General features: G+C 64.4%; 15 protein-coding genes and 1 pseudogene. 5 read left to right on the forward strand and 11 right to left on the reverse strand.

The features are described from left to right. Window positions 1-91 precede the first annotated feature (91 nt). A complete protein-coding gene (gene pstS / locus I6F38_RS39580) occupies window positions 92-1,033 on the reverse strand; it encodes a phosphate ABC transporter substrate-binding protein PstS (protein WP_225164205.1) in 942 nt (313 codons plus the stop codon). Window positions 1,034-1,268: 235 nt separating this feature from the next. Between pstS and I6F38_RS39585 the strand changes: the two genes are divergently transcribed. After that, window positions 1,269-2,246, forward strand: a complete 978-nt coding sequence (locus I6F38_RS39585; protein WP_225164206.1) for a DMT family transporter — start codon at window positions 1,269-1,271, stop codon at window positions 2,244-2,246. A gap of 117 nt (window positions 2,247-2,363) precedes the next feature. Here the strand turns inward: I6F38_RS39585 and I6F38_RS39590 are convergent. The 6 genes and pseudogenes from I6F38_RS39590 to purC form a co-directional block, all read right to left on the reverse strand. Continuing rightward, window positions 2,364-2,505 (reverse strand): annotated as a pseudogene (locus tag I6F38_RS39590) (tripartite tricarboxylate transporter substrate binding protein BugD); the annotation flags it as partial. A gap of 44 nt (window positions 2,506-2,549) precedes the next feature. Then, window positions 2,550-4,154 (reverse strand): ABC transporter substrate-binding protein, encoded by a 1,605-nt coding sequence (locus I6F38_RS39595; RefSeq protein ID WP_168854930.1) that lies wholly within the window; start codon window positions 4,152-4,154, stop codon window positions 2,550-2,552. Between the two features lie 130 nt (window positions 4,155-4,284). After that, window positions 4,285-5,247: a tripartite tricarboxylate transporter substrate-binding protein gene (locus tag I6F38_RS39600; RefSeq protein WP_225164225.1), complete on the reverse strand. Its 963-nt coding sequence runs from the start codon at window positions 5,245-5,247 to the stop codon at window positions 4,285-4,287. 63 nt (window positions 5,248-5,310) lie between these two features. Then, window positions 5,311-6,012 carry a phosphoribosylformylglycinamidine synthase subunit PurQ gene (gene purQ, locus I6F38_RS39605; RefSeq protein WP_225164207.1) on the reverse strand — a complete coding sequence of 234 codons (702 nt, stop codon included), beginning with the start codon at window positions 6,010-6,012 and terminating at the stop codon, window positions 5,311-5,313. A 12-nt stretch (window positions 6,013-6,024) separates the two neighbouring features. Continuing rightward, window positions 6,025-6,264, reverse strand: coding sequence for a phosphoribosylformylglycinamidine synthase subunit PurS (gene purS, locus I6F38_RS39610; protein ID WP_026192985.1), 240 nt, complete (start codon window positions 6,262-6,264; stop codon window positions 6,025-6,027). Between the two features lie 15 nt (window positions 6,265-6,279). Beyond that, window positions 6,280-7,047, reverse strand: a complete 768-nt coding sequence (purC, locus tag I6F38_RS39615) for a phosphoribosylaminoimidazolesuccinocarboxamide synthase (protein ID WP_016843454.1) — start codon at window positions 7,045-7,047, stop codon at window positions 6,280-6,282. Between the two features lie 349 nt (window positions 7,048-7,396). Between purC and I6F38_RS39620 the strand changes: the two genes are divergently transcribed. Beyond that, entirely contained in the window at window positions 7,397-7,720 is a 324-nt protein-coding gene (locus I6F38_RS39620) for a DUF1476 domain-containing protein (RefSeq protein ID WP_057018385.1), read from the forward strand. A 29-nt stretch (window positions 7,721-7,749) separates the two neighbouring features. Here the strand turns inward: I6F38_RS39620 and I6F38_RS39625 are convergent, their stop codons facing one another. Then, window positions 7,750-8,694, reverse strand: coding sequence for a LysR family transcriptional regulator (locus I6F38_RS39625; protein WP_057018384.1), 945 nt, complete (start codon window positions 8,692-8,694; stop codon window positions 7,750-7,752). Window positions 8,695-8,806: 112 nt separating this feature from the next. Here I6F38_RS39625 and I6F38_RS39630 point away from each other — a divergent pair, with 112 nt between their 5' ends. The 3 genes from I6F38_RS39630 to purB all read left to right on the forward strand — a co-directional run bounded on the left by I6F38_RS39630 (window position 8,807) and on the right by purB (window position 12,438). Further along, a complete protein-coding gene (locus tag I6F38_RS39630; protein WP_225164208.1) occupies window positions 8,807-9,634 on the forward strand; it encodes an isocitrate lyase/phosphoenolpyruvate mutase family protein in 828 nt (275 codons plus the stop codon). A 316-nt stretch (window positions 9,635-9,950) separates the two neighbouring features. Continuing rightward, the gene (locus I6F38_RS39635) at window positions 9,951-10,841 is read left to right on the forward strand and encodes a hypothetical protein (protein WP_225164209.1); all 891 of its coding nucleotides are present in this window, start codon (window positions 9,951-9,953) and stop codon (window positions 10,839-10,841) included. A gap of 166 nt (window positions 10,842-11,007) precedes the next feature. Next, window positions 11,008-12,438 (forward strand): adenylosuccinate lyase, encoded by a 1,431-nt coding sequence (gene purB, locus I6F38_RS39640; protein ID WP_225164210.1) that lies wholly within the window; start codon window positions 11,008-11,010, stop codon window positions 12,436-12,438. 67 nt (window positions 12,439-12,505) lie between these two features. Here the strand turns inward: purB and cynS are convergent, their stop codons facing one another. The 3 genes from cynS to ntrB form a co-directional block, all read right to left on the reverse strand. Continuing rightward, entirely contained in the window at window positions 12,506-12,994 is a 489-nt protein-coding gene (cynS, locus tag I6F38_RS39645) for a cyanase (RefSeq protein ID WP_050387665.1), read from the reverse strand. A 19-nt stretch (window positions 12,995-13,013) separates the two neighbouring features. Continuing rightward, window positions 13,014-13,925 carry an ABC transporter ATP-binding protein gene (locus tag I6F38_RS39650; RefSeq protein ID WP_225164211.1) on the reverse strand — a complete coding sequence of 304 codons (912 nt, stop codon included), beginning with the start codon at window positions 13,923-13,925 and terminating at the stop codon, window positions 13,014-13,016. A gap of 196 nt (window positions 13,926-14,121) precedes the next feature. Further along, window positions 14,122-14,961 carry a nitrate ABC transporter permease gene (ntrB, locus tag I6F38_RS39655; RefSeq protein ID WP_225164212.1) on the reverse strand — a complete coding sequence of 280 codons (840 nt, stop codon included), beginning with the start codon at window positions 14,959-14,961 and terminating at the stop codon, window positions 14,122-14,124. Between the last annotated feature and the right edge of the window lie 69 nt (window positions 14,962-15,030).

Here is a 15,030-nt window from a genome sequence, read left to right on the forward strand (position 1 = left end):
ACAACTTCGGCCTGCTCCTGCGATGGCTCGCACAACTCCTGTGTGCCATCATCCGGGCCATCGCCGAAACTGTCCCGGCTCAAAAGATCGCTTAAATCAGCGCTCGTCCGCGTTCTTCACGGCGGACCAGGAAGTCGATCGCGGTTGCCGACCCGTCGGGCGATTTCGGCTGCTTGTGCATCAGGACGAAGGTTGTGGCCGTGATCGGGTATGCGTCCTCGCCGGGAGCGTTGGTGAGGACCTGGTAAAAATCCTGCGTCGTCGTCCAGTCCGCACTCGACGCCGCAGCCTGGAACGATGCGGCGTCCGGGGTGACGAAATTGCCGGCACTGTTCTGCACCAGGCCGAAGGAAATCCGGTCGAGCCGTTGCAGCGCGTAGGCGTATTCGAGATAGCCGATCGCCCCGGGAATCAGGCCGACGAGCGAGGCGACGCCATCGTTGCCCTTGCCGCCGAGCCCGACCGGCCACTCGACCGACGTGCCCTCTCCGACGCTTGCCTTCCACTGCGCGCTGACTTTCGCTAGATAGTTCGACCAATTGAACGTCGTCCCCGATCCATCGAGGCGATGCACGACGGTGATCGCCGTGCGCGGCAGCTTCAAATCGGGATTGACCGCCTGAATGGCCGGATCGTTCCACGATTTGACCTTGCCGAGATAGATGTCGGCGAGCAGTTGTCCGGTGAACTGGATCTGGCCGGGCTTGACGCCCGCGATGTTGACCACCGGCACGACGCCTCCGATCACGATCGGGAATTGCACCAAGCCGAGCCTGTCCAGCTCTTTCGGATCGAGCGGCATATCGCTCGTCCCGAAATCGACGGCGGCCTTCTTGATCAGGCCGACGCCGATGCTCGAGCCCACCGATTGATAGCTGACGGTGTTGCCGGTCTTGGCCTTGTAGGCATCGATCCATTTCGCCATCACCGGCGACACGAAGGTTGAGCCCGCGCCCCTGGTCTCCGCAGCAAAGCATTGCGTTGCGACGACGAGTGCAGTGAAAATGATCGGTAATTTGAAATGCTTCGTCATGCTGTTGAGCCTAGCAGGACGAGCCAGACGCCCGTGTGGGCCAAGTCACAAAACGGTAGCATACGCCGGAGGCGTCGGATTGGCACCCGGACGACGCCAGCCTCAGTCCCACAGACGCAGCCCGCCAATTCCTCCAAGCGGGATATCGGCGTAAATTCAATACCCTAGCCTTGCATCGCGCCGCCGCGCTAGATTGCTGCTTCGCGCGCCAATGCGCGAAGGGAGCCAAATCAAGGTGCCGAAGAGCACAGCGAAAACGGGCGGCGTGACGGCTCCCGCGAAAGTGCCCACCTCGCCTACGCCAGCGCCGGGCGCGCGCGGCTGGCGCGACTATGCGCTGCTGCTGGCGCTGGCCTTCTGCTGGAGCTCTACCTATCCATTGACCAAGATCGGGCTCGGCTCGATCCCACCGGTGACCTTCATTTCCGCGCGCTCGCTGGTGGCCGCCGCCTTCCTGCTCATCGTGCTGCGCATTCGCGGCATCCGCATCCCGACCGACCTCAAGGCCTGGAAGCTGTTCGCCTTCCAGCAGACCATCAACTCCACGATCCCCTTCTTGGTGATCACCTGGGCGCAGCTTTACGTGCCGGCATCCAACACCGTGGTGCTGGCCTCGACGACGCCGATCTTCGCCTTCCTCATCACCTGGGCGATCACGCGGCACGAGCCGGCCTCGCTGCTCAAGCTGGTCGGCGCGATCCTCGGCCTCGCCGGCACGGTCGCGATCATCGGCCTCGACGCGCTCTCGGGCTTCGGCAAGGAGATCTTCGCCGAGATCGCGATCCTGCTCGCCACCGTCTCGTTCGCCTGCGCCACGATCTTCGGGCTTCGGCTGTCGGACTATGATCCGATGGTCGTGGCGGCCGGCTCGCTCTTGTTCGGCGGCACCGTGCTGCTGCCGGTCGCCCTGATCGTCGACCATCCCTGGACGCTGCACCCGACGCCGCAGGCGCTGGTCGCCACCGTCGTGATGGGCATCTTCTCCAGCGCGTTCGGCCTGATGCTGTTCTACATGTGCCTGACGCGGCTCGGCACGCTGACGACGAATGCGCAAGGTTATCTTCGCATTCCGATCGGCGTCGCGCTGTCGGTGATCCTGCTCGGGGAATCCGTGCCGTCGAATCTCGCGCTCGGCCTCTTGCTTGTCATGGCCGGCGTCGCCGCGATGACGGTGCCCGCCGAAGCGGTCAAGCGCTGGCTCAGGCGGCTGTGAGCACCATAGCAGTCTCAGCAAGCCACGTCATTCCGGGGCGATGCGCTAGCATCGAACCGGGAATCTCGAGATTCCGGGTTCGCGTCTAACGACGCGCCCCGGAATGACCAACAAGAATTACTTCTTGTCGTCCGCCAGCAGGGCGCGGTATTTCGCGACGTCGCGCGTCACGAGTTGCTGCAGCACCTCGGCGCGCGAGTTCATTGGCGTCGGGTACGACCGTCGACAGGTCGACGAACCGCTTCTTCACCGCTTCGCTCGCACTCGGGCGCAGCCATGCGGGCGACGATGCTGGATCCCGGCTTATTGCACGCTGACCAGCGTGAGGTCGACGAACCACGATTGGGGCGACACAAAACCCTTCACCTTCGGACTCATCGCGCGAGGGTTCAGATCGTGGACAATATAGAGCCAGGGCGGATCGTCGACGAGGCGCTCATGCGCCTTGCGGTAAGCCGCCGAGATCACTTTCGGATCGGTCGCTTCCGAAATCGTCTTGAGTGCGGCTTCGAACTCGTCGTCCTTCCATTGCTCGAAATTGAAACCGTTCGGTGAAAAATTGGCGGCCAGGAAATAGCGCGCCATCACGCCGGCGTCCGACGAAGGCGAGCTGATATTGAGCGCCATGGCGCCGCGCAAAGTTGGGCTGTCGGGCGTGGCCCGGGCCGCCGTCAGGAGCACCTGCCACTCGATGACGTCGAATTCCACATCGACCCCGCAGGCTTCCTTCAGGTTCTGCTGGAGGAATTCGTTCATCGGCAGGGGCAGCATCTGCCCCGAGCCTGAATTCGAGATCAGCACCTTGAACGCCAATGGCTTCGCCGACGTGTAACCCGCCTCGGCAAGCAGCGCCTTGCCCTTGGTCGGATCGAACTTGTAGTGATTGACCGGCGCGCCGAAATCGGGATCGCTGGCCTTGAGCCAGCCGACCGACGGCTCTGCGGTCCCGTTGAGCAGGGACACCAGCCCGTCCCGATCGATGCAGTAGTTCAGGGCCTGGCGAACCCTGACGTCCTTGAACGGGCTGTTGGCGGCGCCGATGTTGTAGAACCACGGCCAGACATGCGGATAGGAGCCGGTGGTAATGGTGAAGCCGGCGGATTTCAGCGAGTCGACGCCATCGGCCGGCGGCACTTCGATCCAGTCGACCTGGCCGGCACGCAAGGCGGCCAGCCGCGAATTGGCCTCGGGGATCGGCAGCAACACGACATTGTCGACCTTCGCTGTCTTGCTCGTGTCCCAATACTTGTCCCAACGCGCCAGATCTGCCTCTTGCCGCGGCACAATCCTGGTGATGCGGAACGGCCCGGTGCCGGCAGCCGGCAACGTCGCGACCTTGGCCCAGTCGCGGCCGGCCTTTTCGAATGAGGCGGGCGAGGTGAACAGAAGATAGACCGCCATATAGGGAAAATAGGATGCCGGCTTCGTCGTCGAGATCGCCACCGTTGCGTCATCGATCTTCCGGTAACTGCCCATCACCGGGACCCGCGCCCGCGACATCGCCGAACTCGGCGGCTCAAATTGCGGGCTCTCGCTGTTGAAGTAGCGATCGAGATTCCAGATCACGGCATCGGCATTGAAATCGGTACCATCGTGGAATTTGACGCCCTGGCGCAGATGGAAAATCCAGGTCTTGTTGTCGACGGGGTCCTGTTCCCATTTCTCCGCGAGTCCGGGACGCAAAGTCGCCAAGCGGTCGGTTCCGCTCAGATTCCACAGCACCAAACCTTCAAAGATCGGATAACCGAGAAAGCGCATGCCTTCGAAGCCGTTATTCGGCAGCCCGGTGGCCGTCGGGATATCGGACGCCGTCATGGCGATGCGCAACGTGGTCTCGGCCATCGCCCAATGCGACCACAGCAGCGCGCATAGGAACGCAATCGTGCAGTGAGCCTTGCGAATGAGCATGATGCGCTCCCGTCCTGATCGATCGGGAGATCACCAGCAAATTTCAGGCCAGTCTGGCGAGCGGCTGACGCAAGGCTCGCCGCCTCGGCGACCGCGTCGAGGGCAGAGCCAACGCAGCGACGATGACCCTCTACTTCTTATCGTCCGCCAGCAGGGCGCGGTATTTCGCGACGTCGCGGGTCACGAGCTGCTGCAGCATCTCAGGCGCGAGCTCATTGGCGTCGGGGGCGACGGTCGACAGGTCGGCGAAGCGCTTCTTCACCGCCTCGCTCGCAACCGCGGTGCGCGCGGCGGCGTTGAGCTTGGCGATGATCTCGGGCGGTGTGCCCTTCGGCGCGAACAGGCCGTTCCAGCCCTGCGCCTCGAACTCGGGCAGTCCGGCCTCGGCCGAGGTCGGCAGTTCCGGCAGCGAGGCCAGCCGCACGGTCGAGCCAACGACGACCGCTTTCACCAGCTTGTCGTCGATCGCCTGCGACACCGAGGCCGCGGCATCGCATACGCCGTCGATCTGGCTGCCGATCGCGTCCGTCAGCGCAAGCGCCGCGCCGCGATAGCCGACCAGCTGCACGTCGATGCCGGCGGCATGAACAAAGCTCTTGCAGATCAGGTAATTCGAGGAGCCCACGCCGGCATGGCCGAGATTGACCTTGCCCGGATTGTTCCTGGCGTAGTCGATGAATTCCTTGAGGTCCTTGGCCGGAAAATCCTTGCGCAGCGCGACGATGCCGAAGGTCTTGGCGACCACCGCGATCGGCGCGAAGGAGTCAGGCGTAAACGGCAGCTTCGGATAGATCGTGTAGGTCGCGGCGTTGGTGCCGGCATTGCCGATCGCGATGGTGTAGCCGTCCGGCTCGGCGCGCGCGGCGCGGGCGAGCGCGGTCGAGCCGCCGGCGCCGCCGACATTCTCGATGATGATGCTCTGGCCGAGCGCGGCGCTCATCTGGTCGGCGACCGCGCGGGCGATGACGTCGGAGGTGCCGCCGGCCGTGAACGGCACGATCATCGTGATCGGACGCTTCGGGAAGTCCTGGGCATAGGCCGACGTCGCAAGCAAAAGCGCCGCAGCCGCGGCAACGCACCACCGCCGCAGCATTTTATTCTGACGCGTTTTCTTCACGCGAACCGGTCCCCACTTCGCTCGAAAACGCTATGGTGATTACGCCGCCCTTTCGAACTGCTGGACCAGGCCTGCGAACAGGCCGCGGCCGTCGGTGCAGCCCATGATCTCTTCGACGTGGTTTTCGGGATGCGGCATCATGCCGAGCACGTTGCCGCGCTCATTGACGATGCCGGCGATCGAATGCGCGGCGCCGTTCAAATTGGAGGCCTCGTCGACCACGCCCTCCGGCGAGCAGTAGCGGTACAGCACCCGCCCGTCACCTTCGAGCCGCTTCAGCGTCTCCTCGTCCGCCTCGTAATTGCCTTCGCCGTGGGCCACCGGCACGCGGATCACCTGGCCGGCATTGTAGCCGCGGGTGAACGGGGTGTCGGAGCGCTCGACGCGCATATGCACGTCGCGGCAGATGAACTTGAGCCCCGCATTGCGCATCAGCACGCCCGGCAACAGCCCGGACTCGCAGAGGATCTGGAAGCCGTTGCAGACGCCGAGCACGAGCCCGCCCTTGGCGGCGAAGTCGCGCACCGCGTCCATCACCGGCGCGCGCGCCGCGATCGCGCCGCAGCGCAGGTAGTCGCCGTAGGAGAAGCCGCCCGGCACGACCACGAGGTCGGTGCCTTTGGGCAGCGCGGTCTCGGCATGCCAGACCATCGCGGTCTCATTGCCGGATGCGAGCTTGAGCGCGCGCGCCATGTCGCGCTCGCGGTTGATGCCGGGGAAGACGAGGACGGCTGATTTCATGTGCGATGCGGCCTAGAGCAGTTCGACCCGATAGTTCTCGATCACGGTATTCGCCAAGAGCTTGTCGGCGGCGGCCTTCAGCGCCGCCTCCGCCTTGGCCTTGTCGGTCGCGGCGAGCTCGATGTCGAACACCTTGCCCTGGCGAACGCTGGCGACGCCGTCGACGCCGAGCGATTTCAGCGCACCCTCGATCGCCTTGCCCTGCGGATCGAGGATGCCCGACTTCAATGTCACAGTCACACGTGCCTTCACGGTCGTCCCTTCAGCTTAGCTCTTCACCAGCACCGGGCCGCTACCGGCCGGCCGCTCGTTCTCAATCAGAATGCCGAGCCGCTTGGCGACCTCGGTATAGGCCTCGAGCAGGCCGCCCAGATCCCTGCGGAAACGGTCCTTGTCGAGCTTCTCGTTCGACTTGATGTCCCACAGCCGGCAGGAGTCCGGCGAGATCTCGTCGGCGACGATGATCCGCATCATCTCGTTCTCGAACAGCCGCCCGCACTCCATCTTGAAGTCGACGAGGCGGATGCCGATGCCGAGGAAGAGGCCGGTCAGGAAGTCGTTGACGCGGATAGCCAGCGCCATGATGTCGTCGATCTCTTGGGGCGTCGCCCAGCCGAAGGCGGTGATGTGCTCTTCCGACACCATGGGGTCATTGAGCTGGTCGTTCTTGTAATAGAACTCGATGATCGAGCGCGGCAGCTGGGTGCCCTCCTCGATCCCGAGCCGCTGCGACAGCGAGCCGGCGGCCACGTTCCGCACCACCACCTCGAGCGGCACGATCTCGACCTCGCGAATCAGCTGCTCGCGCATGTTGAGGCGGCGGATGAAGTGGGTCGGCACCCCGATGTCGTTGAGGTGCTGAAACAGGTACTCCGAAATCCGGTTGTTGAGGACGCCCTTGCCCTCGATCACCTGGTGTTTCTTGGCGTTGAACGCGGTCGCGTCGTCCTTGAAGTGCTGGATCAGGGTTCCCGGCTCGGGGCCTTCGTAAAGCACCTTGGCCTTGCCTTCATAAATACGGCGTCGACGGCTCATTGGGATGTACCGTGTTTTGTTGAAATCCATGGATTTGGGTGCTCCGGATGACTTGGGGTTACGACCCACGACGGAGCTGCCGCGGAGGCCTGGAACCTGGGCAATCCAACTGGAAACAGAACAAGAACCATGCCTGTTGGCAACCTATCCGATTGGCCCATCCAGCACAATCGATAGTGCCCCCTTGAGGGCACTTATACCGCCCTATCATAAAGGGCCGATTCCGCCAGTTTTGCCTGCGGCTTAACGGCTCGTTGTCTTGCCGATTCCTCCCACCTATCTAGGCAGGCACAGGGGCTGCCGCAACGCGCGGCGGCCCTCATTCAGCAAGGAAATTGGAACTTCAGCCATGAGCGAATTCAACAAGCGCGAGGAAGGTTTCGAGAAGAAGTTCGCCCTCGACGAGGAGCAGAAGTTCAAGGCTGAAGCCCGCCGGAACAAGCTGCTCGGCCTGTGGGCCGCCGAGAAGCTCGGCATCACCGGCGATGCCGCCAGCGCCTATGCCAAGGAAGTGGTCGCCGCCGACTTCGAGGAAGCCGGCGACAACGACGTGCTGCACAAGGTTCTGAAGGACCTCTCCGCCAAGGACCAGGCCGTCACCGAGCGCGATATCCGCGCCAAGATGGACGAGCTGCTGGCGGTGGCCGCGGCGCAGGTGAAGGCTGGGAGCTGAGTTCCCGGTACACCCTACCAAGTCGACTTTTACGCGCGCCGGACACCGTTCCGGCGCGACGTGTTTGTGCCCCTCGTCTTGGTGAAGTCGGCACGGAGGATGTCGAGCAGACGGCGCGAGGCGGCGCTGAGGAAGCCGCCGTGCCGCGTCACGGCGACGACTTCGTGACTTGCGGCGAGATCGCCGACGCGGATCGTCGCGATCCTGGAGCTACCCAATTCCTCCGCCGCATTGCTTTGTGACAGCAGCGCGATCCCGAGCCCGGCCTCGACCAGCCGCTTCTGCGCCGTCAGGCTGTCGACCGGCGTCCAGGCGACCTCGCCGAGCCCGTGCGTCAGGAACAGGGCGAAGACGTGCGAGGCGGTGATTTCGCGGCGTCCCGGCACCTCCGGGAAGGCGATCCACCGCTCATCCCTGAGATCGGCAAGCTTGCCGACCCGGCGTCCCGCCAGCGGATGGTCCGGCGCGCAGACCACCCCGAGCGGCTCGGCAAACAGCACCTCGCAATCGAGGTCGCGCGAGCGGTCGCGGTCGTAACGCAACCCGATCGTCGCCTCGCCGCGCCGGATCAGGTCGCTGACCTCGGCGCTGGTGGCGGTGCGCAGCGTCAGCGCAACGTCCGGGTGCCGGCGGGCAAAGCGCTTCAACACGTTCGAGAGCCGCTCGCCGGCGAGCGTGCCGGTCACCGCCAGCGCCACTGGGCCGGAATTGTCGCGCAGCAGCGCGCGCACCGCGTTCTCGGCATCCTGCGCCGCCGCCACCGCGCGTTCGGCATAAGGCACCATCACCCGCCCGGCATCGCTCAGCCGCGTCTTGCCCGCGATCCGCTCGAACAGGGGCACGCCGAGCTCCTGCTCGAGCAGCGCGATGCGCCGCGAAATCGCCGGCTGCGAGCGATGCAGCGCCTTGGCGGCATGCGAGATCCCGCCGCGCCGATGCACCACCAGGAACGTGTTGAGCGCGTCGCTGTCCATCGCTCTCCTCATGCAAAAAGCTGATGATATCGAGAGAAATAACAAATTTGTCTGATGGGCGAAACCGCCCTATCGCTGCTTTCAGTCGCTTTTGACAACAGCAGGAGTTCACATGCGCACCCAGGCGGACAAGGCAGCACGGTTTCGCGAGCTGCATCAGCGGCCCGGCGCCTTCATCATTCCAAATCCGTGGGACGCCGGGACGGCCAAGCTGCTCGCATCCATGGGCTTCGAGGCGCTTGCGACCACCAGCCTCGGGCTCGCCAACACGCTTGGCCGCTCGACCGTCAGCCTCGACGAGATCATCGAGAATTGCCGGGTGATCGCCGAGGCCACCGACCTGCCCGTCAACGCCGATCTGGAAAAATGCGGCGCCGACATGCCGAAGCTCGCGGCCGAGGCGATCCGGTTCGCCGCCGAGGCCGGCGCGGTCGGCGGCTCGATCGAGGACTCGACCGGCGACCCGCAGCGCCCGATCTATGATTTCTCGCTGGCGGTCGAGCGGGTCCAGGCGGCGGTTGAAGCCGCACGGGCGCTGCCCTTCCCGTTCACGCTGACGGCGCGGGCGGAAAACTTCCTGCACGGCCGCAAGGACCTCGACGACACCATCAAGCGGCTGCAGGCGTTCGAGGCCGCCGGCGCCGACGTGCTGTATTCGCCGGGCCTCTACGATTTCGCCACCATCAAGGCCGTGGTGTCATCGATCAACAAGCCGTTCAACCTCGTGATGGGCTTTGCCGATCCGACCCTGACCGTCGAGCAGCTCGCCGCCGCCGGCGTCAAGCGCATCAGCGTCGGCGGCGCGATGCAGCGCCACGCGCTGGCTGCGTTCCTGCGCTGTGCCCGCGAGATGAAGGACAACGGCGCGTTCAGCTTCGTCCGCGACATGGCGCCGGTGAAGGAGGTCCGCGCGGCATTCGCCGCAGCGAAAGGCGAATAGGGCGCAGCGAATAGCTAATCGGAAAGCATCCATTCGCTATTCGCGCTTCTCTCATCTCCTCGAAATCCGTCTTCCGACAAGTCGCCGCTCACGTCGCGGCGTTCCTTGCGCGGCCGCGATTCTCAGTCTGCGCACGACATATATGGTCTCCTCCTCCAAGGGTGAGTGAACAGCTTCACACAACCATCGGTGAATCGGACGTAGAACACGACGGGCGCAGGCGTACGATCAGTTCATTCCGTTCGATCCTGCGCACGTCGATCAATCTACACCGATGATCAGAGGCGGCGTCTCGTCGCCATGGGGGATTTCCAAAATGAAGAGCTGGTTGTTTTCCCTGCACAAGGGCGTTGGAAACAGTCCGCAATTTTTTACGAACGTCTTCAACGGCGAGGCCTGGAGCGGCGATGTCCCGATGCCGGGGAACACCTGGATCAGCAACACGCCGGCAGCCGTCGTCTTCAACACCAACCTGTATGTGTTCTATCCGATCAACCAGTCCCTCTATTACAGGGTCTATGACGGCGAGCTGTGGACGACGGCAGCCCAGGTGCCCAACATGGCCGGCGTCGGCGGCGGCGTGGCGGCCGCCGTGTATGACGGCCTGATCTATCTGCTGTACTCGAATCCCGGCCAGTCCGACCTGATGTACAAGACCTACGACGGCACCAGCTTCGGACCCGAGATCAACACATCCGGAACCAACCATCTCATCTCCGTCGCCTACCAGAACGTCGACACCCCGTCCGCGGTCGTGCGCGGCGACACGCTCTACGTGTTCGGCCGCGGGCCCGGCTATAGCGAACCTGGCAACATGAACCGCTTCTGGTACGCAACCTTTGACCGCAGCACCTGGCGAAGCAATCCGGTTGCCGGCACGGAAGGCCTCAGCAACGGTCCGGGCGCAGCTTCCTACAAGGACTGGATCTACCTGTTCTTCAACGACCCCACAGGTCTCTTCTTCTTCAAGCGGTTCGACGGCATTGGCAGCTGGGGAGCCGACCGCCAGGTCCCCGACACGCCGGGCAATTTCGGCAATGCCGCGCCGGTCGTGTTCAACGACACACTGTACGTCCTCCACCAGGGACCCGACGGCCAGTTCCTGTACAAGACCACTGACGGCGAGGACAACTGGACCAGTGACACGGCCGTGCCGAACACGGCCGGCCTGAGCTGCGGACCCGCCGCAGTAACCTTCTCGCTCTGACGCGGGGCGAAGCATGCCTGCGCCGCCCCGGATTGCCCGAGCGGCGCCTTCCTGAATCTGGTATGCTGGCGCCAGCACCGCAAGCCCGGCCGAGGCGTTACCAGACCTGACGATTCATCGCAGGTCGCGGCTTGCAGCCAGCCTCAGGCAATGCCAAGAGAGCGGGATGTCCCAAGATCACATTTCCAACGTCCTCGCCGAACGTTACGCCTCGCCCGCCATGCGCGCCATCTGGAGTGGCGAAGGCAAGGTCCGCCTCGAACGCGACTACTGGATCGCCGTGCTGAAGGCCCAGCGCGATCTCGGCATCGCGGTGCCGGATGGCGTGATCGAAAGCTACGAGCGCGTCAAGGACCAGATCAACCTGGCCTCCATCATGAAGCGGGAGCGCGTCACCCGTCACGACGTCAAGGCGCGCATCGAGGAGTTCTGCGAGCTCGCCGGTCACGAGCACCTGCACAAGGGCATGACCAGCCGCGACCTCACCGAGAACGTCGAGCAATTGCAGGTCTACCGCGCGCTGCAGCTCATCGAGACCAAGAGCATCGCCGCACTCATCCGCTTTGCCAAGCGCGCGAAGCAATTGCGCGACATCCCGTTCACCGCGCGCACCCACAACGTCGCCGCGCAGGTCACGACGCTCGGCAAGCGCATCGCGATGTCCGGCGAGGAGATGCTGCTGGCGCATCAGAGCCTGGTCAACGTGCTGCAAACCTATCCCGCGCGCGGCCTGAAGGGCGCGGTCGGCACCCGTCTCGACCAGATCACGCTGTTCAACGGCGATGCCGGCAAGGCGCGCGCGCTCGAGCAGCGCGTCCTCGTCCACCTCGGCCTGCCGAAGGCGCTCGACGCCGTCGGCCAGGTCTATCCGCGCAGCCTCGACTTCCGTGCGGTCAGCGTGCTCACCGAGCTCGCCAGCGGGCCCGGCAATTTCGCCAAGACCATCCGCCTGATGGCAGGCCACGAACTCGCCAGCGAAGGTTTTGCCAAGGGCCAGGTCGGCTCCTCCGCGATGCCGCACAAGATGAACAGCCGCTCCTGCGAGCGCATCAACGGGCTGCATGTGATCCTGAAGGGCTATCTCGCGATGGCCGCAGGCCTTGCCGGCGATCAGTGGAACGAAGGCGACGTCTCTTGCTCGGTCGTCCGCCGCGTCATGCTGCCCGATGCCTTCCTCGCCATGGATGGCCTGCTCGAAACCCTGCTCACGGTGCTTGACCAGATGGAGGTGTTCGAAGCCGTGGTCGAGACCGAGCTCAACCGCTATCTGCCCTTCCTGCTGACCACCACGGTGATGATGGAAGCGGTCAAGAAGGGCGCGGGCCGCGAAGGCGCTCACGAGGCGATCAAGGAGCATGCCGTCGCGGCCATCGGCGACCTGCGCACCGGCAAGATCGTGCAGAACGATCTGCTGCAGCGCCTCGCCGCCGACAAGCGTCTTGGCTTGAGCGCAGCCGAACTGCAGCACGTGCTCGACCAGGGTCGCGCCAACTCCGGCGACGCCGGCGCCCAGGTCGATTTCTTCGCCGAGCAGGTCGAGGCTCTGGCCAAGGCCAAGCCTGAGGCGGCGCGCTACAACCCGGGCACGATCCTGTAGCTGATAGTGAGGTGCGAATAGCGAATGGACAAGAATCCATTCGCTACTCGCCATTCGCCCCCTCGCCTCACTCTTCCTTGAAGCCGTATTCAGGCACGTTGCCGCTGGCGCCGTAATATTTGTACGGCAGGAACTTGCCGCTCATGGTGATCTTGACGCGGTCGCCCTTCGGATTGGCGACGCGCTCCAGCGCCATGTCGAAGTCGATCGCCGACATGATGCCGTCGCCGAATTCTTCTTCGATCAGCGCCTTCCAGGCCGGGCCGTTGACCATCACCATCTCGTAGAAGCGGTAGATCAGCGGATCGGTCGGCGGCATCGGCGTGCCGGTGCCGCGCATCGGCACCTCGTTGAGCATCGCGATCTCGGCCTTCGACAGCCCGAACAATTCGCCGGCGTTCGCCGCCTGCGGCTTCGTCAGTTTCATCTGGCCGAGGATGGCGCCCGTGATCAGCACGTCGGAATAGCCGCCGATCTTCTCGCAGATGTATTTCCAGCTCCAGCCCTTCTCGCGCTTGATGTCGAGCAGCTTCTCGGTGAGGTCTTCGCGTTTCATCAGGTTTCCTCCTTGGGCTTCAGCGCGCAGCGCTCTGCGCGGGATTGGGTTCGACGGCGCGTGGCGGCGAGACGATCACGGGCTCGCCGACGCCGGGCCGCACTGTCGGCACGCGGCGCGGATCGTGACCGGTCACCTCGGTGGCAAAACTCTTGCTACGGCTGACCAGGAAATCGACGATATGGTTGCGCAGCGCATAGTAATAGGGATGGCGGTGCAGGTCGATGCGACCGCGCTCCTTCGGCAGCGGGTTCTCGACGATCTCGGCCAGCACGGCGCCGGGACCGTTGGTCATCAGGAAGATCTTGTCGGCGAGGAAGATCGCCTCATCGACGTCATGGGTGATCATGAAGGTGGTCTGCCCGGTCTCCAGGCAGATCCGCCGCACCTCGTCCTGCAGCGTGCCGCGGGTCAGCGCGTCGAGCGCCGAGAACGGCTCGTCCATCAGCATGATCTTCGGGGTGATCGACAGCGCCCGCGCGATGCCGACGCGCTGTTTCATGCCGCCGGAGAGCTCGGACGGATGCTTGTGCTCGGAGCCGGTGAGCCCGACGAGATCGATGAACTTCTGCGCATGCGCCTTCACCCGCGCACGGTCCCATTTGCGCCATTTCGAGCCGACGGCATAAGCGACATTGCCCGATACGGTGCGCCACGGCAGCAGCGCATGGCTTTGGAAGATCACGGCGCGGTCGAGGCTGGTGCCCTCGATGCCCTGCCCGTCGACGATCACCGTGCCCTCGCTCGGCTCGTCGAGGCCGGCGAGGATGTTCAGCACCGTGGTCTTGCCGCAGCCGGAATGGCCGATCACGCAGCCGAACTCGCCGCGCGCCATCGACAGCCAGAAATTCTCGAACACCGTGGTGACGCCGCCGCCGGCGCCGGGATAGCGCCGCGCAATGCCCTCGATCGAAATGAACTTGTCGGTCATCCGCGGTAGCTCCACGAACGGACTGCACTCCCTCGCCCCGCTCTTCGCGGGGAGAGGGTTGGGGTGAGGGGCTTCCTCCGCGAGCACGGCGGCAGATAGACTCGCGGAAACTCCCCCTCACCCGATCGCTTCGCGATCGACCTCTCCCCGCAGGCGGGGCGAGGTGAAGTGGCTGCAATGCGGCTGTCGGTCATCGCTACTCCGGAAACGTCACCATGCGCGTGAACCGCGCCAGCACCTGGTCGAGCAGCATGCCGACGAGGCCGATCAAGAGGATCGCGATGATCACATTGGTGATCGACAGGTTATTCCACTCATTCCAGACGAAGTAGCCGATGCCGGTACCGCCGACGAGCATCTCGGCGGCGACGATCACGAGCCAGGCGATCCCGATCGAGATCCGCATGCCCGTCAGGATCGTCGGCGCCGCCGCCGGCAGGATCACGGTGAAGGCGCGCCTGATGGTGCCGACCTCGAGCGTGCGCGCGACGTTGATCCACTCCTTGCGCACACCGGCGACCCCAAACGCGGTGTTGAGCAGCATCGGCCACACCGAGCAGATGAAAATGACGAAGATCGCCGAGATCGAGGAATCCTTGATCGTGTAGAGCGCGAGCGGCATCCAGGCCAGCGGCGAGATCGGCTTCAGCACCTGGATGAACGGATCGAGCGCCTTGCTGACCAAAGGCGACATGCCGATCATGAAGCCGAGCGGAATCGCGACGACGACTGCGATCAGATAGCCGAGCCCGACGCGCCCGATCGAATAGGCGAGCTGGATGCCGAGCCCCTTGTCGTTCGGGCCATTGTCGTAGAACGGCCGCTTCAGATGCTCCCACAGCTTGGCGCCGACGTCGAGCGGCCCGGGCATCGCCGACTTGCCCTGCGTCGCGGTCAGCCCCATCAGCCTGGCGTATTCGGGGCTCATGGCCGCCGTCGCGCCGCTGCTGCGGGTGGCGAGGTGCCAGGCGCCGAGGAAGCCGGCAAGCAGCGCGATCGAGACGATGGCGGCGCGGAGGCGGAGGGACAGCGTCATCGCGCAAGCTCCCTCACCGCGTCGTCCCGGCGAAAGCCGGGACCCATACGCCGCGCCGTCGCGGTCGGG

This window comes from Bradyrhizobium sp. BRP56 (genome assembly GCF_020194035.1).
In the GTDB taxonomy this organism is placed as follows: domain Bacteria; phylum Pseudomonadota; class Alphaproteobacteria; order Rhizobiales; family Xanthobacteraceae; genus Bradyrhizobium; species Bradyrhizobium australafricanum.

What these genes read in the sequence shown, in the direction of transcription:
- pstS (WP_225164205.1), bottom strand. Translation starts at nt 1,033, where the DNA reads ATGACGAAGCATTTCAAATTACCGATCATTTTCACTGCACTCGTCGTC.
- I6F38_RS39595 (WP_168854930.1), bottom strand. Translation starts at nt 4,154, where the DNA reads ATGCTCATTCGCAAGGCTCACTGCACGATTGCGTTCCTATGCGCGCTG.
- I6F38_RS39600 (WP_225164225.1), bottom strand. Translation starts at nt 5,247, where the DNA reads ATGCTGCGGCGGTGGTGCGTTGCCGCGGCTGCGGCGCTTTTGCTTGCG.
- purQ (WP_225164207.1), bottom strand. Translation starts at nt 6,012, where the DNA reads ATGAAATCAGCCGTCCTCGTCTTCCCCGGCATCAACCGCGAGCGCGAC.
- purC (WP_016843454.1), bottom strand. Translation starts at nt 7,047, where the DNA reads ATGAGCCGTCGACGCCGTATTTATGAAGGCAAGGCCAAGGTGCTTTAC.
- I6F38_RS39620 (WP_057018385.1), top strand. Translation starts at nt 7,397, where the DNA reads ATGAGCGAATTCAACAAGCGCGAGGAAGGTTTCGAGAAGAAGTTCGCC.
- I6F38_RS39625 (WP_057018384.1), bottom strand. Translation starts at nt 8,694, where the DNA reads ATGGACAGCGACGCGCTCAACACGTTCCTGGTGGTGCATCGGCGCGGC.
- I6F38_RS39630 (WP_225164208.1), top strand. Translation starts at nt 8,807, where the DNA reads ATGCGCACCCAGGCGGACAAGGCAGCACGGTTTCGCGAGCTGCATCAG.
- I6F38_RS39635 (WP_225164209.1), top strand. Translation starts at nt 9,951, where the DNA reads ATGAAGAGCTGGTTGTTTTCCCTGCACAAGGGCGTTGGAAACAGTCCG.
- purB (WP_225164210.1), top strand. Translation starts at nt 11,008, where the DNA reads ATGTCCCAAGATCACATTTCCAACGTCCTCGCCGAACGTTACGCCTCG.
- cynS (WP_050387665.1), bottom strand. Translation starts at nt 12,994, where the DNA reads ATGAAACGCGAAGACCTCACCGAGAAGCTGCTCGACATCAAGCGCGAG.
- I6F38_RS39650 (WP_225164211.1), bottom strand. Translation starts at nt 13,925, where the DNA reads ATGACCGACAAGTTCATTTCGATCGAGGGCATTGCGCGGCGCTATCCC.
- ntrB (WP_225164212.1), bottom strand. Translation starts at nt 14,961, where the DNA reads ATGACGCTGTCCCTCCGCCTCCGCGCCGCCATCGTCTCGATCGCGCTG.